Below are 22375 nucleotides of genomic sequence, written 5' to 3'. Positions count from 1 at the left end.
ACTCAAAGTGACGTTGCAATCCTAACGACTTAACAGTTAAGTCCTAATTGTCAAAATAGTCGGCTCCGTCTGAATTTCTTGAATATTTTGACTTATTTTTCTGTTTTCATGATGCGTTTCCTCCTAGAAGTAATCGTTACCATTTTAGGTTCAATTTAGTTTATCACGGGGTTGACCGGATAGTCAATCAGATTTTGATCACCGACCAGCTTTCAAAACTCGCTGTTTCACCCCACTTTTAACAACCTTTTATCTCCACATCCCAATTGACGTTATCACTCAAAAAAGAGCCTGGAAAACCCCCAGACTCTTTTGAGATGCTAAATATTTATAGCCACACCGTACGACTAAAAAACTGTGATTCATTTAATAGAAGCGACGCCAATCAATCAAACCGCCTAAACTAACTATCAACAGCCCAATACCAGCTAAAGTTGTTGCAAGGGTGGTCGTTTCATCGGTTTGTGGCAATTCTGGCGCTTTCGCTGAACTTGCGCTTGGTTTCAATGCAACCACGGGCTTAGCTGTAACTGGTTTCACCGTCAATTGACCACCAGCCGATGCACCAGTGCCTGGCTGAGCCGGCTTAACCGGTTTTAAGGGTTGCTCTGGTTGCGTTGGTTGTTCTGGTTCAGTTGGGGTCCCCGGCTCAACGGGTGGCTCGGGTGTTGTAATTGGCGGCACTGGTCCTGGAGTTTCTGTCCCCCCGCCACCACCACCTGGCTGGGTATCTGGTTCGACTTGTACCCAGACGGACTGTTGCCACAAATTACCAGCGATATCCGTGTACTGATACCAAAGCTCAGTCGTACCGACTTGTTGGGCGTCAACGTGGCCCTGTACCGTCACCGCTGACCATGGCAAGGCGTGACCAGTCGCATCGGTGCCGCTCACATACGCCGCTTGCGGTTGCCAAGCTTGACCAACCACTAATTTAATCGGGGTCTTCACGTGCAAGCCGGCTTGTGATGCCCGTACCGTGACCTTTAATTGCGCACTACCTTCACCATAGCTAACCGTCACGGGATAAGTACCGACTTGCTGCGGATTCACGGTGCTGACGACCGACACTTGGCTTAGTGGCACTGTCTGACCATTCTCATCTTGTACCTGATCAATTAGTTGTTGCGGGTCAAACGTGGTTTTGGGTCCGGCAATTAACACGGGTGGCGTCTTCAGACTAATCTTAACCGGCTGGATCACCGTGACCGGTACCCACTTGATAATCGGTGCGTTACCGACTGTATCTTGATAACTGACCTTGACCCAATATTGGCCCAACTTCGATGGGTCCACCGTTGAGGCATACGTTAATTGGGTAGCCGCAATCGGCTGGCCAGCTGCATTCCAAGCCCCAATCACCGTTTGAGTTGGCTCAAAGGTTGTCCCTTGCAGAACTTTTAAGCTGGGTACCGTCAAGATGTTCGCCTGACTACTGAGCAGTTGCATCGTTGCTGTATCCGTCAACTGATTACCCGCAATGTCGGTATAGCTAACCGTCGCCGTATACCGACCTGGCGCTTGGGTCGACCGTAATTGTGGCCCGGTGACCCAGTGCACACTAACCCCGGCACTCGTACTGCTTAGTGGCTGACCAAACGCATCCCAAATCAACAAATGATCATCTAAATTGAAGGATGCATTGGGTCCAATGACGACAGTGGCGGGGGTCAACTGTACTAGCGCTCGACTCGGCAAGACCGTCAACTGGCTCGCCTGGGTAAGCGTCACATTGTCGGTCTGATAGGTAAAGTGTCCCCAGTACTGACCAACTTGGGTTAAGTCTGGTTGATCAAGCGGCTCACCCTTCATATCGATCCAACTCACTGTGACATCATTTAAGGTCAACGGTTGACCCTGCTCATTTGTACCGCTGAATAAGGGAGCCAACTGCGATGCGGTATGCTTTGGTCCCGCAATTAGCAGAACATCACGCCCCGTTAAAGTGGCCTTACCAGCCGGAACAACTTCGACAGTCGTCTCGCGTTCTAAGACTCTCCCATAATTAGACGTATATTTGATATGAACGAGCTGCTTACCCAATTTACTAGTATCGACCGCCGTAACAACTAAATTCTCAGCCGGTACCGTGGCCGGATCAAGCGGATTACCTTGATCACCTAACAATTTACTAATGACTAATCCGGCCCGCCACGGTGTATATTGATAAACTTTGACATCATTCTGGACTTCTAGGAGACTTCGATCTGGTCGCCAAATGTAGGTAGCTAGTGGGCCAGGTTCGATCGGTTTACCTTGAGCGTCCACTTTATGATACAAATCGACCAAATCACTCGAGGTATATTTTTGATTGGTTGCCAAGTTATACCAATAGCCGGTATCACTATCACCGTCCATCACTTTGGGTGTTGGAAAAATATCAGCGTCATAAGGTCGAAAAGTCCCATTAATTCGAATTCGTCCCAAGTCCGTTGAATTAAGTGCCCGCGTCATATGCACATACGGCTGTAACTGCCAGTCTCCCAAATCAATCGCCCACAAACCGGTATCGGCAAACGCATAATCCATTGACTCAATTTGTCGAACGTCCCACCGACTAACGTCTAGATTGTGTAAATGACTCTGGTCTCGGAAGAGTTGATCAAAGCTCGTCACGTGTGACGTATCCCAATTAGCAATATCTAACGTTGTTAGTGGCGTTAGGTCCCGAATCCCCATAAACATCCCGGCCATTTTAGTCAACTGATGGGTCTGCCAATTACTAATCTGCAAATCACGTAAATTGGGCATTATTTTAAACATGCCCGTCATATTAACAACTTGGCTCACGTCCCAACGGTTTAAATCTAGTTTCGCTAAGTCGGCCTGTTCAAACATATGCCCCATATTGGTCACATGCCCCGTCTGCCAATCACCAATCTGCAAATCCGTTAACGCTGACCATTTGAACATGCCCGCCATGTTGGTAACATTTGAAACGTCCCATTGATTTAAAGCGAGCTTAGGCAGCATTGTGCCATAAAACATCGCATGCATATCGGTCACGTGACTGACATCCCAATTACCAACGTTTAAGTTCGCCAAATCAGTCGTCTCACGAAACATCTCAGCCATCGTAGTGACGTTTCCCACGTGCCACTGACTTAAATCCAAATTTTCCAGGCTTTCGACTCGCGCAAACATGCCGCTCATATCGGTCACGTGATCAACGTGCCACTTAGATAAATCCAACGAGCCTAAAGTGGTCTCCGCAAAAAGTTCACTCATATTCGTGACGTGATCAACCTGCCAGTTAGTCACATTTAAATTCATCGGATTAAGTCCATTGCGATTAACCCCTTGAAAGACCCCTTGCAGGTTAGTTGCCGCCGTGGTGTGCCAGTTGCTAACATCTATTGCCTCTGACACCTCACCTGTAAGATAATCAAAGCCATAATTTTCTCCATACTTGAAATCATTTGAAAATAACCAACTAAAATCAGTCACATGATCTACTTGCCACTGACTAACATCTAGCGCTTCCAAATTCGGATCATTAGCAAACATATGATTCAGATCGGTAGCTTCACTGACATCTAAATTTTTACCATTCTTAACAGTGGTTAGTTGATTCCAATCTTGAAACAAGCTAACCCCAGTTTTGCCGATAACTTTTACCGGCGCCTTCACTATGACATGATAAACGCGTGACTTCCAATCAGTCTTGCCAGCACTATCTTTGAATTCATTTTCTGCTAAGGTCCCCCCATCGAGCGTTAATTCACCGTCTGACAACTGCCAATGAACGGTCCCGTTCGTCCCTTCAAGTTCCAAGTTTGCACGCTTAGCGACAGAGGATCTTTCAATTGGCAAGGCCCGCGGTGTTGCCTTAGTCCGAACTGGTGCTGCCACTGAAGCTGGATCTGCTGGTGCTGGGGTTGTTGACGCACTAGTGACATCGGTCCCAGCCGGACTAGCTACCGTCCTCGTGGCTTGGCTGGTTGCACTAGTACCTGAAACCGCTTGTGAACTCGCAACTTCAGAACTTGCTGATGTTGACGAATCCGCTGAATTGACAGCACTAGCTGTTGCTGACGTACCACTTGCCACAGCTGGTGCCCCGGAAGAGACTGCTATCGATTGACTTTCGGGCAATGGCTTTTCGCCCTGACTAGTTGCGGTCCCAGTTGTCGTTGGAGTCACGACTGGGACTGCCGCTGCTTGGGCAGTTACCGCCCCGCCTAATCCTAAAGTCAACATTGTTAAACTGGCAAATAGCCATTTATTACCAGATTTATACATTTTATAATGTATTTTTGCTTTTTGAATCCTAGTACTCTGCCTATATAACATCTCTAACCCGCGTCCTTTCTGCACCTATCACCTAATCAAGTAATCCCACTATATAAATAAAATAATTTTAATAAAATAAATTAAATAGTCTAAAAACTATTTACCTTAGCAACTATTTTAACGCACTAAATCTAACCAAGCCATTACTTGCAAGTGATACTTGATTAAGTGAACCTAATCCAATGGTGTCATTTTCTCCTAAACCTAGACCAACACTCTAGCTTGCTCACTAGACCATTACGTCAAATTAAGTCAAATTAAGTCAAAATAAAAAGCCTGAAAACTTAATTTCAGGCCTCAAATGAGCCAATTTAATCCTTTCGATGACTAACTAAACCAAACCAGCTTAGCAATCCAACTAGCACCGCACCAACAATACCTACAAACGATATTCGGTCATTGGTTTGTGGTAACTCACCGCTAGCCAATTGGTGATCAGTGGGTTGTTTGGTCGTTGTTGGCTTCAAACTAGCCTTTTGCGCGACAACGGTCGTCCTTTCAGGCTCAGTGAACATGACGCCAGCCGGACTAGCCTGCCAAGTGCCCGTTTTAACGTGCGCATCGATCGCTACCAATGATGCTTTCACTGGCTGAATACCGGTTACGGGTTTAGTTATTGCCTGTGTCTTAGTCACAACTGGTTTCGGCTGCTTAGCGGTTACCGGAGTTTTCCCTGGTTTAGGCACTGACGGCATCTCGCCGTGGTTATCTGGTACCGTGGTACTGTTGCCATGACCCGTGTCTGGGCTGGTCGCTGTACCACCGTTGTGGCCAGTATCCGGCTTAGTTGGAGTCGTTGTACCGCCATGATTGTCCCCATCTGGCTCAGTCGGGGTGGTCGTCCCACTATTACCGCCATCACCTGTATTGGTCGCTGCGACAACTGTAACAGTCGCCGTGGCGCTAACACCAGCGTAACTGACTCGTACTTGATACGTCCCCGGCTTAGTTGGATCAACGTTACTCGTAATCTTAACGTCCGGATCGGTTACCGCCACTTTTTCACCGGTGGCCGTCGTAATCGTGTTAACCACTTGAGCCGGATCAAAGGTTTGATCAGCCGCTGCCACAATCGGTGCGACCGAATTTAACGTTATCTTAGCTTGACCGACGACGGGCTGTGCTTTGATCGTTAATTTCGAGTTAGCCGTCGTTAGCCTGCCATATTGATCCTTGTAACTAACTGGTAATTGATAGACACCCACTTTGGTAAAATCAACACCACTCAAATTATACGTCAAATCAGCCGCAGTCAAGTTCGCCCCATTAACACCGGTTCCTGATACAAAGAGGCTTCGAGGGTCAAACACCTCGCCTTGAGTGATTGTTTGTGTTGGCTGAATCGCAAAGGTTGCAGGTACATATACGGTGACAGCTACACTCTGATTAAATTTATTGCCGGCAACATCGGTATAACTAAAATCTACAGCGTAAGTTCCCGCCTTAGTTACATCCACATGATTGGTAATTAACAACTGGTTACCACCTAAACGAACCATGCGTGCAACAGCATTAACGACCGTTGGAATCAATGGGTCACCATTTTCATCAACGGCAGTTTCAATCAACGCGGTCGGGTCAAAATCCGCATCGTTGATGACGATGCCCTCTGAATTCGTCGTCAATTTAACTTTTGCCTTGGTGGCATTGAGATTAACTGGGACTGTTTTGCTGGTAATATTACCAACACTATCTTGGTAGCTAATTTTTAATTGATACTGACCAGGATTCTTTAAGTCCAAAGTTACTGGCTGATGATTCAAGTCATAATAATCATACTGTAACTGTGACGCATCAATAACATTACCCAACCCATCAGTAGCACGACTTACCAAACTAGTTGGATCAAAATGAGCATTTGAACCAGCAATCAATGACACTGGCTGGTCATGATTATTCAACTCCAGACTTTCCTGGGTGTCGGCTACGGTAACGGATCGCGTCGCCGTTACGACATTATTGGCCTCATCCGTATAAGTTGCCGAGATTTGATACGTCCCAGGCACTGGTTTTGATAAATCCAAGCCACCTAAATCAAGTGTCACTGCCGAACTTAATTGGCCATCCGCATCAACCAAAGAATCGCCATAACCATCTAAAGCGGTTTGGAATAGATCAGCCGCCGTAATGGATTTATCAGGGCGGATAATGGCCGTTGAATTGAGCGCTAACTTCTCTTTTGACTTAATTAACGTCAATATTGCAACCGGTGATATTACAGTAATGTTATCAGTTGGATCCGTACAAGTAAATGTTAGCGAATAAACACCTGGTGTGAATTGTACAATTGCCATTACTAAATCACTCGAATTATCAGTGGGCATTAACATTGGATCACTGGCTACTGTGATTGTTTGACCATTATCGTCTGCTACTATCAACTGCTGCAACTTGCTCATTAATAATGTTTGTGGTTTACTGAGTCCCGTATCATCGTCAACTATACTAGCATCAATGGGATTATCATCAATAATTGCTGTTTGATTCTTTATCGTGTATCTAATCTTACTGGGAATAACATGTAAAATGGCTTCACCTGAAATAAGTTTACCCTGATCATTTGTATAATTAACCTCAACTTGGTAATTTCCCAGCTGACTCGTATCAATTGGACTTGCAAAACTAAAATCTGAAGCTTGTACACCGACATCAGTCTTGCTTCGGTTCTGACCATCAGTATCAACGAGTGTATCCACAAATCGGATTGGCTCAACCTTCATGTTTGGATAGGTGGTCACCGTCTTTGTGCCTAAGCCCTTGATTGCAACCGTATTATATTTGTATAAATCATTTGTCCCATTACCAGATTCGAATAAGTCTTCTAGATCCAGTGTTCTATAATGTTTCTGCGTTGTTTCATTAATCCATTGACCATCATATGGATAATGTATCGCCCTATTTAGGCCAAGTAAACCACCATCAGAAAAGTTCTGAAAGCTAGGATTCAATCTAAACTCAATTAAATTATTCGCACCAAGTGCACCTCTGGCAGCAATTCCTTGGGCTATTTGCCAATTTTGCAAATCTAAACTACTTATATTAGACCTATCAACAAAATATGACATATCTTTTAACATATTACCAACCTGCCAACCACTAAGGTCCAGGCTAGATAACTTATTGGTATTACTAAACATATTGCTCATACTAGTTACTTGACTAACTTGCCAGTTTTTAACATCGACATTAGCGACCTGCGCAAAATAAAACATAGAATCAAACGATGTCACTTTTGAAACATTCCAGTTAGCCAGCCCGCTAAACTTAATGGACTTATCATAATCAGAATAATTATAACCAAACTTATTGAACATTGATGTTAAGTCAGTCGCTTGATCGACATTGATATTTTCAAGGCCAGTAATTGTCGCAGCGTTAGCGAAATCATTAAAGAATTTCACCCCGACATCACCGATAATCGTAACAGGTCTCGCAATGACGATATTCTTAACTTTTTCACGTTCCTCATCAGTAAGCATATTGTATAGCGATTCAGTCGGCGTCCCGCCATTCAACGTTAATGTTGTCCCAATGTCATCAATCGACCAGGTAAATGTCGAATCTGGGGTTGCATCTCTAAGTAAGCTAGCTCGAGTTGCGACCATCTTATTAGCCGCAGTGACGTCTGACATTATTAAGTTATGCGTTAAGGTTCCCTTATCAGCTTGTTCATTTGCTGAACTAACAATTGGCTGTGCAACAAGGCTCTGGTTATTAACCACACTTGCTTCTGATGGTGCGACCGACTTTGCTTGACTTGTAGCCCCAATTGAATTAGCAGGTGCTTGTGATAACTGACCAACACCGACAGCTGATTGACCAGCACTGCTTGGGTCACTAGTCGCTTGACTCATTTGACTTGCCGTATTAGCTGATGACTGTGATGATTGCTCATCACTAACAGGCGGTTGACTAGCACTGCTCGACCCACTAGTTACTTGACTCGTTTGGCTGGCCTGACTAACTTGGCTCGTGTCACTAGTTCTACTTTGCTGATCACCACTAGCAGCGCCGGAAGACGACCCTTGTGAAGTCGACTCATGTAACGTCACCGTTGAACTAACCGACGCGGTACCGCTCACAGCGGTTTGGTCAGCTGACTCATCGTTAGTTGGCGTAGTCGTGGCTGCACGTACTTGGTTGCCCCACAATAAACTGCTCCCAACAGTCACAACCGTTATGCTAGCAAATAGCCAGTGACGACCCGACTTATACATCCGATAATGAACTTTGTTTGGTTTTGAAGCCTGCATCAAATTTTTGCTACTCATTGCGTAGCCCCCTAAAATTCTTAATTAACCTAATTTATATTAATGAAAATTACGGAAGTCCAATCATAACGATTAGCTTAGGGCTCTCAACTTAACTATATCACCATTATTGACTTTAAACACACTGAAGTTTTTCCTAAATATAGAATAAAAACAGGCTCTCACACAGCTTGATCCCTGTCAAATTTCTAAAAAAAGTCAGTCATCTCGTAAGATAACTGACCCATCATTAGTCTATTTTAATGGAAATCGCCGGGCATGTAACTCTCAATCACCGCGGTAATATTAAAGGTTTCAAAGCTATGCCAACTTGCTTCGTCAATCTCCGCATACCGCACGGCAATCTGGGGCCGTTTTTCTAGTTCAAACGTATCAACATAGTTAAATTCAAGATACTTTTTATGTTCACTATGAATAAACCCAGTATAACTGTCACCATGCTTTTTGATGCGACCGGATAGCTGAATGACTTGATCACGTTTGAATGCTTGCTTTAATAAAGTCTTCAATAAGGAATGTTTCTGGTTATCCTTCTTCAAGAACTTAGCTGCCAACCGTTCTGTGTTCCAAATATCGAAGTAACCGCGTTGTTGAGCGAGGCTGACGATGGTCGCCATACTCTTCAAATAATCGGTCCCCGTCACCACTTTTGCCAGTGACGCCTTACGGAAAACTACTAAGCCATCCAACTCACCGTCAACATTGATGGCTTCGACTAAGACGAACTTTTCGTCTTGTTGTAATATATAGCCGACACTAAACTGCTCGTTGGTTCCTTTGGAATAGATTTCAACGAGATGTTTATTCTTAATTGCCTTCGCTAAATCGTCTCGAATCGCACTCATTGCGCGTTCCCCCATTCACTGATGTCCAGTGAGTCTTCACTGGCAAATAACTTGTAGCGTCCACTACATTCCAATTAACATCATACCACTAGGCTCAGGCTCAGTTCAAACCAATTCGACTGTAATATTAAGATAGCTTTGATTACAAAACAAACTTATTAATAACTTCCGCAATCGCATCATGATTATTATCCGCCTGAGTGACGTATTTCGCGGCCGCTTTCACGTCATCGATTCCATTCGCCACACTGACGGGCAAGCCAACTGCGTTCAGCATCGGCAAATCATTACTATTATCGCCGGCCGCGATAATTTCAGCTGGCTTAATCCCTAATAGTTGTCCTAATTGAACAGCAGCCGACCCTTTATCAACACCGGCTTGGTTAAATTCCACGTAACGACCGGATGAGAAGGTCACCGCTAACTGAGCGGGATCAACCACCGCTTCGACCGCTTTACGCATCGCCTGGCGCTTAGCAACGGTTGGCAAGGCCATAATAATCTTCATCACATTAAAAGTCTTAAATTGGCTAAAATCAGCACTAGTCACCGGTGTGAATGCTGCCCCGCGATTGGTCAAGTAGGCTGAATCATCTGGCGTGGGATGATAGATAAATAACTGGTCTTGCGTATAAACATGCGTGGCCGCCTCCGGATCAGCTGTGCCCACCTCAAAGATAGCGCGTGCCAACTCAAATGGCATCGCATTAACTGCAATCGGCCGATTCCCGGCATTCTCTAAAATCAGGCCACCGTTATACGAGATCGAATATTGATTTGGTTGATCCCGTAAGTTCATTTGCGCGAGATTGTCTTGAAAAGACGTGTAACTGCGGCCAGAATTGGCAACAAAGTAGACCCCTTTTTTAGTTGCAGCCTGAATGGCGGCCGCATTTTTTTCCGATAAAGTCCCATCATCGTTCATTAACGTTTCGTCGAGGTCACAGACAATCATTTTATACATGCTTAAACTACCCTCTTAAATTAAAGTTTACACTCCACTCTATCGAAATCCGCAACGGAATGCAACCGCTTTACCAGTTAATTTGGCCGTTGACCTATCAATAAGCCGTTTAATGAGCGTCTGAATTGTCGCCGGTTTCATTTTTTGCTATGCTAGCTTAGATTAATACTAGGAGGAATTTCATTATGATTGAAGAATTCAAACAATTTATTGCCCGTGGTAACGTGATTGATCTGGCCGTCGGGGTCATTATTGGGTCGGCTTTTACCGGCATCGTCAAATCTCTCACCAACAATTTAATTAATCCTTTGATTGGAATCTTTCTCGGGCGGATCGATCTGTCTAACTTAAAAGTCACTATTGGGGAAGCAACCTTTAAATATGGCGCCTTTCTCAACTCAATTATTAATTTCTTTATCATTGCGCTAGTCGTCTTCTTACTCGTTAAAGTTATCAATAAAGTCGTTAAGACGGCCCCTGAAGAAACGCCAGATGAACCAGATCTATCCGAACAATACTTAAGTGAAATCCGTGATTTAATGAAAGAACAGGTTAAAAAATAATTAAAAATCACCCCAAAGCAAAGTTTCTGCCAAATGTCTATATGGTATTGAAACTTTTTTTGTTATACAATATGTAGTGCAATTTTCTATAAAGAGGGGCTATCATGGTGATAATAACAGCAGGAATGATTGGTGTCGGTAAAACCACGTTAACAGGTTTAATCGCTGACCACCTTGGAACTAAGGCTTTCTACGAACCAGTTGGCGACAATCCAGTATTGCCACTATACTATTCAGATCCTAAAAATTACGGTTTCTTATTACAAATTTACTTCCTTAACAAACGTTTTGGAATGATCAAAAAGGCATTGGCCGATGACAACAACGTCCTCGACCGTTCAATCTATGAAGATGCCCTATTCACCAAGGAAAACAACGCGGAAGGCAATATTTCCAACACGGAATTAAAAGTTTATTTGCAATTGCTCGATAATATGATGACTGAATTAACTGAATTACCTAAAAAAGCACCAGATTTGATGGTCTATTCAGAAACTGATTTTGATACGATCTTATACCGGATCAAAAAACGTGGTCGTGATTACGAACAATTCGATAACAATCCTGAATTGGAATCTTATTACTTCAAGATGTGGACCGCTTATCGGAAGTGGTTCGACGAATACGATGCTAGTCCTAAGATGAAGATCGACTTACAAAAATACAACTTGGAAAAAGTTGAAAATCAACAAGCCGTTTTGGCTCAAATTGATACCGAATTGGCTAAAATTCGCAAACCAGCGAACGTCTAATATCAGCTTTTAAAAAACAGCTACTCAGAAAAAATTTCTGAGTAGCTGTTTTTTTAGCGGTTTACTTAAACAGCGGCGCGCACCTCACGCGCCAATTCGAAATTATCAGTAATCACGGCACTAACCTGCTTACTAAATAGATCCCGCAGATCATCGGGATCATCGACCGTCCAGACCCGTTCTGATACGTGCTGCACGTCTTGATAATGTTCCAGGTGCAAGCCTTCCAAATGTTCCGCAACTGCAAAACCTTCTGGATCACCAAGCTTGGCCGACGTTAAGAACGCATACTTTTGACGTGGGTCAATCGCATGACTCCGTTCTAAACTACGTAAGTTAAATGACGAGAAGACTACCGGATAGACTAAGTCGGCTTGTTGAACAAGCTGCAGCACAATCCGTTCAATCCCCTGATAATAATGCTTATCGGTCTTAAATTCCAAGTTCAGATGCACTGGTTCGCCACTCACTAAATCTAATAATTCTTTTAGAGATGGCACTGGTTCACCGTTGGCCAACGTGAATTGCCGCAACTCAGCATACGTGTAGTCGGCGATACGCCCCATGCCATCAGTTGTCCGATTAATCTCTTCATCATGCATAATGACTGGTACCCGATCTTTCGTCAGATGCACATCAAATTCTAAACCATCGATCTGATGACCAATCGCATAGGCAAAACCGGCCAATGAATTTTCTGGAAACTTCACTGGCACCCCGCGATGACCATAGATTAAGGAATTACTTGTCATCAAATTTCAACTCTTTTCTCTCAACCACAGGTATTTGGCCAAGTGTTTTAATTTTAACATGTTATCGGTAACTGGTTTCAGGTATTCTCAAGCTTTTATCATGACTATCATCAAATCAGTCGCTTGACGTTTGGTGTTAGTGACAATTACCGTCTACGCTTACACCCTAAATCATGCCAGAACAACGTTGCAAAATTGTCGACTTGTTGTAAAGATTACGTATGAGTTCGGTTAAGAATCAAGTCGATCAATATTTAAGCCTATAAAAACGGTCTTGACAGCACGTACCGCCAAGACCGTTCTTCGTTAACTTATAATTTACGCGTTAAGCGCGTCGGATGTTCAACCAATTGATGTGCTAAATCCGTCCGCACCACTAAGATATCGCAAACAGCCCGACGCGTAACGTAGGCCGCATTGGAGCCAATCAAGAAACGTGAGACCGCGTTCAGACCAGTCGCCCCAATGACAATTAAGTCCGTTCCATAGCGCGCCGGTAACGTCGTTGCCAATAAAGTCTTGGAGTTCCCAGAATGTAAATGAACCTGCACATCAGGCACGCCAGCTTCAACAGCTTTACGCCGGGCCTGCGCCAAAGTGGCTTTTAACTGCTTAGTCAATTCCTGCAATACTTGTGGAGTCGCCGCGCCAAACCCCATTGGTCCTTGCGTAACACCGATAAACTTTTCCGTATTAATCACGGTGACGATATCTAAAGTCGCTTGATTCTTACTGGCAATCGTAATGGCCTTATTTAAAGCCAATTCTGATTGCAACGACGTATCAATTCCGACGAGAATCTTCTGGTAGAGCGTCATGACGCGTTTCCTCCTTCAAGTTAATTAGTGATCAGTTGCTAAAACCGCAATCGATTCGCCATAAATTGCCATCGCCGCCATTAAGTCGGCAACTGGTTGGAATTCATTGGCTTGGTGCATCGTATCTTCAGTATGTGGGAATAAAGCCCCAAAAGCAACACCGCGCTTCATCATTCGACCATAAGTCCCACCACCAACGATTTCTGGTTGTGAGGCACTGTCACCAGTTTGGCGTCGATACACATCCATCAAATCCTTAACGATTGGATCTTCAGGGTCCACATAATGTGGCACCATAAAGTCATCTTGACTGACCGTCGCCCCAGCTGGTAATTGTGCAGTGACGCCGTTCGTCAGATCAGCGGGTTCGATTCCCTTTGGATAACGGAAGTTCAAGGTCAAATCCCCGCCCTGTTGATGATCAAAGTGCAATAAGCCCACGTTCATCGTTAAGTCGCCCATCACTTCATCAGTAAAGGCTAAGCCTAATTGGTTGACCCGCGAATCCTTGTGTAATTTAGTCGCAATAAAGTTTAAGAACGCTTGGGCATCCCCAGCAAACGCATAGTTGTTTAAGAAAGTGGCTAAGTAAGTCCCCGCATTAATCCCATTGCGTGGTTCCATCCCATGAGCCGCTTTTCCGACGATGGCTAATTTAAGACCTTGCGCATCATTAGTTACCGTACCCGTCACTGGTTGGTCAGCCAAGAACGTTTTAAAATCAGCCGTCACTTGGTCAACATCGGCATTGGCAATGATAGCTTCGGCTTCACGGGGCACCATGTTTTCCCGCAAGCCGGAATCAAAGCTGATTAAGCTGACTGCCCCGGTATCAGTCGCACCAAAGTGGACTTGTAAGCTGACATTCCCTTTTTCGCCGTTAATTAATGGGAATTCAGCATCGGGTGAAAAGCCCAAGGTTGGCGCCGGTTCAACTTCAAAGTACCGCTTCATCCCCGTCCAGTTACTCTCTTCATCGGTCCCAACAATAAACCGAATCTTTTTATTTAATTTCAGGCCAAGTTCTTTGACCATCTTCAAGCCGTAATAGGCGGCCATCCCGGGGCCTTTATCATCTGAGGCACCGCGAGCATACAACTTACCCGCTTTAATGGTCGGTTCAAATGGATCGGTATCCCAACCGTTACCAGCGGGCATCTCATCGACATGGGCTAAGACGGCTAATGTCTCGTCACCCTCGCCGTATTCGGCATAGCCGACTAAGTTATCAATGTTCTTGGTTTTGAAGCCATCACGTTTGGCAATTGCTAAGAACGTCGTTAACGCTTGCTTCGGACCGGGGCCTAACGGTGCATCGGCCGTTGCCTGACTGTCATCTCGAAAACTCGGTACCCGCAACATCGTGGTTAAATCTGCTAAGTAATCGTCCTGGCGCTTAGCCGCTTCTGCTTGCCAATCAATTGTCATTAATAAATTCCTCCAATATTTGGTTTACTTAATTTTAGCATAGGTGACGCCAACTTAATAATCTTAAGCAACCGCTCACCACCTGCATGTTATACTGAGAATACGCTCGATGCTAGTTGAAATTGCCGCCTGCCGGTTGGTTCCTAAAACGCTGGAACGCCATGGGCCATTTTGAAGCCAAAGCACGGTCTTCAAAATTGGCCTTGGCCTAAGTCCGAGCAGACCACTCGCACTAAGGCCAACGACACGGCTGAGCATTTTAGGAATCAACCTCTCGGCTAATGACTAAACTGAAATAATCAATCGTTAATTTTTTAATATCCGTTAGTTAACGTCGGGCGGGCCAGAGTTGGCTCAGTGATGTCGTTTATCTTAGTCGGTGATTTTCCGACTTAGATAAAACCCGGCTTTCGAGACCGCACTGTGGCTCGAAAACGCGGCCACCACGTTCCAGCCGATTCTGGACCAACCAGAGTGACAATTTAAACCAACTAACACCAAACGTACTGAGAGTAAATTCAAGAAAGCAGGTCTTATTTTGCAAACAATTACGCCGGCGTTAGTCCGTCAAACCATTATTAAGCGCCCCGCCGAATCATATAAGGGCACCTATGGCCGCATCATGTTGATTGGCGGCAATCAGAACTTTGGTGGGGCCATTATCATGGCTGCCACCGCCGCGACATATAGCGGTGCGGGCCTAGTGACGGTCGCGACTGACCCCATCAACTTCACTAGTCTGCATGCCCAATTACCCGAAGCGATGGTGGTCGACTATACGGATTTCGAGCGAATCAACGACCTGTTGGCGACTATGGATGTGATCGTGATTGGCCCCGGCTTAGGTACCGAAGTGGTTGCCCCAAAGCTCTTGACCCAAGTCTTAAAAACAGTCACGCCAAAGCAACGCCTAGTAATTGACGGCTCTGCCTTAACCCTACTGGCCACAACCAGACAACCAGCCTTAACCGGTCAAGTTGTCCTAACCCCCCATCAGATGGAATGGCAACGGGTCAGTGGTCTCAAAATTGCTGACCAAACCCCGGCTGCTAATCAGCTGGCCGCACAACGGCTCAACGTCACGGCCGTTGTTAAAGCCCATCATACGACTGTTTACAGTGGCAAAAAGGCTTGGATTAATCCCGGTGGCACCCCCGCGATGGCAACCGGTGGTATGGGCGATACCTTAGCCGGCATGGTTGGTGGCTTTTTAGCCCAATTCGATGACTTCACAAAGGCTATTTTAAGCGCAGTCTACTTACACAGCGCGATTGCCGATGACTTAGCCCAGACCCAATACGTGGTGCTACCCCATCAAATCAGCGCGCAACTACCGCAGTACATGCACACTTACAGTCAAGTCTAGGCCTACAAAAAAACACCGTTACCCAGTCAGTTCTCGGATAACGGTGCTTCATTTTAATTTTCAGTTTGACCGGCATCCGCTTTTAAAGCGACCAGCTCATCATCCGTTAACGCGCGATAATTGCCCGCTAACAAACCGACAGGCAACGTTAAGGAGCCAAACTTGATGCGCTTTAATTGCACCACCCGTTCGCCTAACGTCCCAATCATCCGTTTAACTTGATGATACTTGCCTTCATGGATCTGAATCCGTAACGTTGTAAAGTTCTCAATCTCATGAAACGCGACAATCTCAGCTTGAGCTGGCTGCAGCTGGGTGCCGTCTTTTAACGTGACCCCATCATTAAATCCCGCCACTTGATCGGCGGTAATCTCACCAGTGACTTCCGCCTCATAGACTTTCGTCACGTGGTGAGCGGGGGCCAACAAAGCATGTGACAACGCACCGTCATTAGTAATCAATAAGATGCCTTCCGTATCTTTATCCAGCCGCCCGACCGGGAACAAATCATCCCGGTAGTCGGTTGTATTGAAGAGATCTAGCACCGTTTTCGCCTGCGCATCAACTGTCGCTGTAATGGCACCGACGGGTTTATTCATCACATAATAAAAGTACTGTTGGTAGCGTACCGGCTCTTCATCCAAGTAAACCACGTCGCTACTGGGATTAACTTGTTGCTTGCCAGAAAGCACGCGTTCACCATTGGCGGTAATGTGCCCGTCCTTGATCAACCGACGCACTTGCGTCCGCGTGCCAATTCGCATCGCATGTAAAAATTTATCTATTCGCATTCTACACCTACTTAATCCGGAGCTTGCGCCGTAAACCGGCCGCCCGGGAACCAATCATCAAATCAGCAAGATGGGACTTCAAGGCAAAATAACCATAAACGACCCCACCAGCAGCTACGGCTAAGATTAGAATAATCATCGCTTGTAATTTACTCTGCTCGTTCAAGACCAGATTCAAGCCATGAACCACCAAAGTCGCCGCTAAATAAGTAAAAATCGAGTAAATCAAAATCCGATTTACCTTGGGCAATAATTTTGCATATCGAACGCCAAAGTTAACTTCGAGGTCGTATAAAACAAGCATGCTGGCCACAGCCATCCCAATCGCCGTGGCAACTAACGGACCCGCTGCCGACAAAAAGATGACACACGGTACCTGCACCACTAATTTGACGACTAAACCAATCAGATAATATCGAATCACATCTTTGTTCCGTGACAAGCCTTGCATTAAGCCAGTTACCACCGTAAACAGCCCTAGTAAAATGGCCGTAAATGAAGCAATCTGCAAAATCAACGATCCTAATTCGTCATACCCATAAAACAACGTATTTAACGGATAAGCAACCGCCGCCATCCCTAAAGAACCTGGAATCATAATAAACAAAAACAAGATAAGCGCATCTTCCAGTTGCTTTCGAATCTGCCGTAAGTTATGCGCCGCCAATGATTCAGATAATAACGGCACTACCGTAATCGCAATAGCGGCCGCCAACGAGACGATAATCATGACTAGTTTATTAGAGTTGAACGCAAATAAGGCATACAACGTGTTGATAACGGACACTTTCATATGGAAAGCGTGCTGCATAATTGGCTGGAAAGTTGCTTGGTCAAATAAGTTAAAGACCGTCGTCGCAGTGTCAATCACGATAAACGGAATCGCTTGGATAATAATATCTTTAAACAACTGCCAGACTGGAATGACCAGCTTCGCGTTACTTTGCGCGGCTAAACGATTCAGTTCCGGCCGTTGCCGGTAATAATACCACCCTAGTAACAAAAAACTGGCGGCCGCCCCAATAAACGCCGCAAAGGTCGACTGCGTAATCGCATTGACCCAATCCCCACGCTGGACCCGCATAATAAAGTAGGTCGCACCTAACAGATAGACCACGCGAAAGACTTGTTCAACGAATTGGGACACTGCGGACGGCGCCATCTGTTGGTACCCTTGGAAAAAGCCACGGGTCAATGACATCGACGGAATAATTACTAGGGCAATCGCTAAGGCCCGCAATACCGGAATCATATTCGGATCACTACCACCGAAAATAAAGCCAATCGGTTTCGCACCGAACCACAAGATACAGCCAGCCACAATTCCCATCGCCGTCGTCAACAATAAGCCCCGCTTAAACAACCGTTGACCAACGCCATATTCATTTTGTGCATTATATTCTGAAACTTGCTTCGAGATGGCAGAAGGAATCCCACCAATCGCTACTAATAGGAAGAAACTGTAAATATTATAGCCCTTCGCAAACAACGCGTTACCTTGCGCGTAATTGCTACCGAGCCACGCCACCCAGGGAATAATATAAACGGCCCCAAGAACCCGTGAAAAGAGACTGCCGGCCGTCATCCAAGCCGATCCCCGCACCATCTTTTGATGCGCGTCAGCTTCCGAATTCATATGCGGATTTTGCGGCTGATTTGCTTTTGATTCCTCAGACATGTTTCGTAACCCACTTTCTTAGTTCAATCTTAACCATTTTAGATGAAATATCGCACAGTTGCAATTCAATTCTGGTGTTCGTGGGGAGTTTAAGCAACGTTTAAGATTTTAGACATCGCAGGTTCAAGACCTGATTAACAGTAAATTACGCCCATTGGTGTACTGCGGGACAGACCTGAAGCCTAACCACCAGTTCTCAAGGCACTTGGCAGTCGCGAAAACTCACATCTATCAAGTCGGCCCAACCACTAAATTTGAGACATTGATTACCAATTTTGCTTAAAATATAACGCAGCTGAAGAACTTTAGACAACTCAATCGACAACTTGTTTAAATGACTTACCGAATACAGTTATCGGTTTACTCAACTCATCTCAAAAGTGACATGAGTTATAGAATAGTACGCTTAGTGCTAGTAGGCTTAAATTGCCACTCTGGTCGGCCCAGCATCGGCTGGAACGTGGTGGCCACGTTTTCGAGCCATAGACCGGTCTCGAAAGCCGGGCTTTATCTAAGTCGAAACCCACGACTAAGATAAACGACACCACTGAGCCAATTCTGGTCCGCCCGGCGTTAATTCGTTGCAATCAATAATTTTAGCCGAGAAGTTGGTTTCTAAAGTACTCTGCCGCATGGGTGAGATTTTCAGGAATAGCCAAGGCCAGTTTTAAGGACCGTACTTGGCTTCAAAACGATCCACAGCATTCCAGCATTTTATAAGCCAACCGATCGACAATTGGCAACTCTGCCAATCAACTCAAACTTGCTGCGAAACCGGAGCTGACCAGGTTGTACGCCGTGTCGAGTCACTTTGACTGGTGCTCTGCCAGTCTTAGTGACTGGGCCAGCTTTTTAGACGTGTTTTTCGGCTAAAAAGTGCCCTGAAGACCGTTCCTAAGGCTTCAGGTCTGCCCCACCGCGTACAACCTGGTCAGCGGAGGTGTAGCTAAACCCCAACACAAAAAAAGTTGCCACCATAATTGATGACAACTTCATTAACCTAATTTTAGTTAGCGACAATGTTCACTAATTTGCCAGGAATAGCGATGACTTTGCGAATCGTCTTCCCGTCAGTAAATTCTTTAACTTTTTCGTCGGCCAAGGCTAACTTTTCAAGTTCGTCTTTACCCATGTCTTTAGCAACTTCGGCATGTGACCGGACTTTACCGTTAACTTGTAAGACAATCTGGACCGTACTTTCAACCAACTTAGATTCATCATAAGTTGGCCAAGTAGCATACGTAATCGTCTTTTCATGACCAAGTAATGACCAGAGTTCTTCTGATAAGTGTGGCGTAATTGGCGCCAATAACTTCACTAAGCCTTCAATGTAGACGATTGGTAAATCATCAACTTTGTACGCTTCGTTAACAAAGACCATCATCTGTGAGATGGCAATGTTAAAGCGCATCGCTTCGTAATCTTCAGTAACCTTTTTAACAGTTTGGTTATAGACTTTCGTCAACTTACCATCGTTAAAGGTCGTCACCCGATCGCGCACGTGATTATTTTCATCAATAATCAATCGCCAAACCCGTTCGATCCACTTGTTAGCGCCGTGCAAACCTTCCGTACTCCATGGAATTGAAGCTTCCAATGGCCCCATGAACATTTCGTATAGCCGCAACGTATCGGCTCCGTATTGTTCCACGATATCGTCAGGGTTGACCACGTTGCCACGGGACTTGGACATTTTTTCATGGTTATCGCCCAAGATCATCCCTTGGTTGACTAACTTCTGGAATGGTTCCTTAAATGGCACTACGCCGAGGTCATACAAGAACTTGTGCCAGAAACGGGCATACAATAAATGTAAGACGGCATGTTCTGCGCCACCCACGTATAAATCAACTGGTGACCAGTACTTCAACTTATCATAGTCAGCTAAAGCTTCGGCATTGTGTGGATCAACGTAACGCAAGAAGTACCATGAACTCCCGGCCCATTGTGGCATCGTGTTCGTTTCACGTTTCCCTTTACGGCCGTTTTTATCGACAACGTTGACCCAATCATCGATATTAGCTAACGGACTTTCACCAGTCCCAGAAGGTTCAAGGTTCTTCGTGGCTGGTAAACGGAGTGGTAATTCATCTTCCGGTACCAACGTGGTTTCGCCATCTTCCCAATGGATCACTGGGATTGGTTCGCCCCAATAACGTTGCCGTGAGAAGATCCAATCCCGTAAGCGGAAGTTGACTTTCTTTTCACCGGCATCGTGTTCAACTAACCAGTCGATCATTTTATCGATAGCCGGTTGTTTTGTTAACCCATTAACCAATTCAGAGTTAATATGTTCGCCATCTTCGGTGTAAGCTTGCTTGCTATAATCATTTTCACCAGCAATGACAGGCTTGATATCGAGACCAAACTTTTGGGCAAATTCGAAATCGCGGTCATCATGAGCCGGCACACCCATGACTTCCCCAGTCCCGTATGATGCTAAGACATAATCGGCGATCCAGATTGGTAATTTTTCGCCATTAATTGGGTTAATCGCGTAACTCCCAGTGAAGACCCCGGTCTTATCCTTGTTTAAGTCAGTCCGTTCCAAGTCAGACTTGCTGGCAATCTTCGCTTTATAAGCTTTAACCGCTTCAGCTTGTTCAGGTGTCGTGACCTCATTGACCAAGTCTAGTTCAGGGGCTAAGACCATGTAACTAGCACCATACAAGGTATCTGGACGGGTTGAAAAGACTTCGATCTGTTGATCAGGATGGTTTTCAATGTTGAAGCGAATCGAAGCCCCCACTGAACGACCAATCCAGTTACGTTGTTGTTCTTTAATGCTTTCTGGCCAATCGATATCATCCAAATCATCGATTAAACGGTCAGCATAAGCGGTAATCTTAAGACTCCATTGCTTCATTGGGACCCGGTAAACTGGATAACCACCGCGTTCCGTCTTACCATCAACCACTTCTTCGTTAGAAACCACAGTCCCACCCATCATATCAGGGGCCCAGTTAACCAACGTTTCAGATTCATACGCTAAACCGCGCTTGTATAATTGTTCGAAGATCCATTGGGTCCATTTGTAATAACTAGGATCAGTCGTATTAACTTCGCGATCCCAGTCATATGAAAAGCCCAATGACCGGATTTGGCGTTTAAAGTTCTTGATATTTTTAGCCGTAAAGTCTTTCGGGTTATGACCCGTCTTTAAAGCATATTGTTCAGCTGGCAAGCCAAAAGCGTCCCACCCCATTGGATGTAAGACGTTAAACCCTTGCATCCGCTTCATCCGCGACATAATATCCGTGGCGGTGTAACCTTCTGGATGCCCAACGTGTAGCCCTTGACCAGATGGATAAGGGAACATATCCAATGCATAGTACTTAGGTTTATCGGTTGTGTCTTGTGCCTTGAAGGTCTTATTAACCTTCCAATAATGTTGCCATTTACGTTCAATGACTTTATGGTTGTATGCCATAATTGTGCCCCTTTCTTGTGCCTGCTATGTAGCTAGCATTGCGGTTGATGACTTTGGATTTAGTGAGTTTGGCTGCAGTGTTGGGGTTGAAACGTACTCCGGTAGCCTGGAACTTCGCACGCTACAAAAAAATCCTATAAGCAAAAAGCGCTTATAGGACGAAACGAGGTTCCGCGGTACCACCTATGATTCCACGACTAGCGTGGCCTCTTGAGTTTTCTTAACGCGAAACCACGTCCGTACCTACAACTGACTTCAGCCGGAAGACTCGAAGGTGAGTTCGCCACCACTGCATCCCCGTTTGCAACGACCACGGAGTTTCTGAAAAGCAGCAGCGACTACTAGTCCTTGTCAGAGTCGCAAAGTTATTGACTACCATACTAGCAAACCCCGTGCTGATTTTCAAGCACTATTAACCTTGTCA

13 protein-coding genes and 1 other annotated feature are annotated in these 22375 nt (G+C 45.3%); of the genes, 3 read left to right on the top strand and 10 right to left on the bottom strand.

Annotated features, from left to right (window positions below; all coding sequences use genetic code 11):
• Positions 1-366 precede the first annotated feature (366 nt).
• From FFM80_RS07465 to FFM80_RS07450, 4 genes are all read right to left on the bottom strand, one after another.
• Positions 367-4293: a BspA family leucine-rich repeat surface protein gene (locus FFM80_RS07465; RefSeq protein ID WP_137640234.1), complete on the bottom strand. Its 3927-nt coding sequence runs from the start codon at positions 4291-4293 to the stop codon at positions 367-369.
• A gap of 311 nt (positions 4294-4604) precedes the next feature.
• A complete protein-coding gene (locus FFM80_RS07460) occupies positions 4605-8564 on the bottom strand; it encodes a bacterial Ig-like domain-containing protein (RefSeq protein ID WP_137640233.1) in 3960 nt (1319 codons plus the stop codon).
• A gap of 239 nt (positions 8565-8803) precedes the next feature.
• The gene (locus FFM80_RS07455; protein WP_137640232.1) at positions 8804-9409 is read right to left on the bottom strand and encodes a hypothetical protein; all 606 of its coding nucleotides are present in this window, start codon (positions 9407-9409) and stop codon (positions 8804-8806) included.
• 142 nt (positions 9410-9551) lie between these two features.
• Positions 9552-10373 (bottom strand): Cof-type HAD-IIB family hydrolase, encoded by an 822-nt coding sequence (locus FFM80_RS07450; protein ID WP_137640231.1) that lies wholly within the window; start codon positions 10371-10373, stop codon positions 9552-9554.
• A gap of 185 nt (positions 10374-10558) precedes the next feature.
• Here FFM80_RS07450 and mscL point away from each other — a divergent pair, with 185 nt between their 5' ends.
• Complete coding sequence (mscL, locus tag FFM80_RS07445; RefSeq protein WP_137640230.1) at positions 10559-10936, top strand: large-conductance mechanosensitive channel protein MscL; 378 nt, start codon at positions 10559-10561, stop codon at positions 10934-10936.
• A gap of 104 nt (positions 10937-11040) precedes the next feature.
• Positions 11041-11688, top strand: coding sequence for a deoxynucleoside kinase (locus FFM80_RS07440; protein ID WP_137640229.1), 648 nt, complete (start codon positions 11041-11043; stop codon positions 11686-11688).
• 65 nt (positions 11689-11753) lie between these two features.
• Here the strand turns inward: FFM80_RS07440 and FFM80_RS07435 are convergent, their stop codons facing one another.
• The 3 genes from FFM80_RS07435 to pepV all read right to left on the bottom strand — a co-directional run bounded on the left by FFM80_RS07435 (position 11754) and on the right by pepV (position 14686).
• The gene (locus tag FFM80_RS07435) at positions 11754-12440 is read right to left on the bottom strand and encodes a glycerophosphodiester phosphodiesterase (RefSeq protein WP_137640228.1); all 687 of its coding nucleotides are present in this window, start codon (positions 12438-12440) and stop codon (positions 11754-11756) included.
• Positions 12441-12751: 311 nt separating this feature from the next.
• Positions 12752-13258, bottom strand: a complete 507-nt coding sequence (locus FFM80_RS07430; protein ID WP_137640227.1) for a universal stress protein — start codon at positions 13256-13258, stop codon at positions 12752-12754.
• Between the two features lie 24 nt (positions 13259-13282).
• Positions 13283-14686 (bottom strand): dipeptidase PepV, encoded by a 1404-nt coding sequence (gene pepV, locus FFM80_RS07425; RefSeq protein WP_137640226.1) that lies wholly within the window; start codon positions 14684-14686, stop codon positions 13283-13285.
• A 538-nt stretch (positions 14687-15224) separates the two neighbouring features.
• Between pepV and FFM80_RS07420 the strand changes: the two genes are divergently transcribed.
• Positions 15225-16052, top strand: a complete 828-nt coding sequence (locus FFM80_RS07420) for an NAD(P)H-hydrate dehydratase (protein WP_137640225.1) — start codon at positions 15225-15227, stop codon at positions 16050-16052.
• A gap of 53 nt (positions 16053-16105) precedes the next feature.
• Here FFM80_RS07420 and FFM80_RS07415 read toward each other — a convergent pair whose 3' ends face one another.
• The 3 genes from FFM80_RS07415 to leuS form a co-directional block, all read right to left on the bottom strand.
• On the bottom strand, positions 16106-16843 hold the full coding sequence (locus FFM80_RS07415) for a pseudouridine synthase (RefSeq protein ID WP_137640224.1): 738 nt from the start codon (positions 16841-16843) through the stop codon (positions 16106-16108).
• A 7-nt stretch (positions 16844-16850) separates the two neighbouring features.
• Positions 16851-18521: a putative polysaccharide biosynthesis protein gene (locus FFM80_RS07410; protein ID WP_137640223.1), complete on the bottom strand. Its 1671-nt coding sequence runs from the start codon at positions 18519-18521 to the stop codon at positions 16851-16853.
• Between the two features lie 1006 nt (positions 18522-19527).
• On the bottom strand, positions 19528-21951 hold the full coding sequence (gene leuS / locus FFM80_RS07405; RefSeq protein ID WP_137640222.1) for a leucine--tRNA ligase: 2424 nt from the start codon (positions 21949-21951) through the stop codon (positions 19528-19530).
• Between the two features lie 151 nt (positions 21952-22102).
• Positions 22103-22315: a binding site (T-box leader), on the bottom strand.
• Positions 22316-22375: the final 60 nt, after the last annotated feature.

The sequence above is a fragment of the Lactiplantibacillus dongliensis genome, assembly GCF_005405105.1.
GTDB classification, from domain to species: Bacteria; Bacillota; Bacilli; order Lactobacillales; family Lactobacillaceae; genus Lactiplantibacillus; species Lactiplantibacillus dongliensis.
Note: the sequence above shows the minus strand (reverse complement) of the source record. Positions and strands in the feature narration are given on the sequence as shown.

What these genes read in the sequence shown, in the direction of transcription:
- FFM80_RS07455 (WP_137640232.1), bottom strand. Translation starts at nt 9,409, where the DNA reads ATGAGTGCGATTCGAGACGATTTAGCGAAGGCAATTAAGAATAAACAT.
- FFM80_RS07460 (WP_137640233.1), bottom strand. Translation starts at nt 8,564, where the DNA reads ATGAGTAGCAAAAATTTGATGCAGGCTTCAAAACCAAACAAAGTTCAT.
- FFM80_RS07415 (WP_137640224.1), bottom strand. Translation starts at nt 16,843, where the DNA reads ATGCGAATAGATAAATTTTTACATGCGATGCGAATTGGCACGCGGACG.
- mscL (WP_137640230.1), top strand. Translation starts at nt 10,559, where the DNA reads ATGATTGAAGAATTCAAACAATTTATTGCCCGTGGTAACGTGATTGAT.
- leuS (WP_137640222.1), bottom strand. Translation starts at nt 21,951, where the DNA reads ATGGCATACAACCATAAAGTCATTGAACGTAAATGGCAACATTATTGG.
- FFM80_RS07430 (WP_137640227.1), bottom strand. Translation starts at nt 13,258, where the DNA reads ATGACGCTCTACCAGAAGATTCTCGTCGGAATTGATACGTCGTTGCAA.
- pepV (WP_137640226.1), bottom strand. Translation starts at nt 14,686, where the DNA reads ATGACAATTGATTGGCAAGCAGAAGCGGCTAAGCGCCAGGACGATTAC.
- FFM80_RS07465 (WP_137640234.1), bottom strand. Translation starts at nt 4,293, where the DNA reads ATGTTATATAGGCAGAGTACTAGGATTCAAAAAGCAAAAATACATTAT.
- FFM80_RS07435 (WP_137640228.1), bottom strand. Translation starts at nt 12,440, where the DNA reads ATGACAAGTAATTCCTTAATCTATGGTCATCGCGGGGTGCCAGTGAAG.
- FFM80_RS07440 (WP_137640229.1), top strand. Translation starts at nt 11,041, where the DNA reads ATGGTGATAATAACAGCAGGAATGATTGGTGTCGGTAAAACCACGTTA.
- FFM80_RS07450 (WP_137640231.1), bottom strand. Translation starts at nt 10,373, where the DNA reads ATGTATAAAATGATTGTCTGTGACCTCGACGAAACGTTAATGAACGAT.
- FFM80_RS07410 (WP_137640223.1), bottom strand. Translation starts at nt 18,521, where the DNA reads ATGTCTGAGGAATCAAAAGCAAATCAGCCGCAAAATCCGCATATGAAT.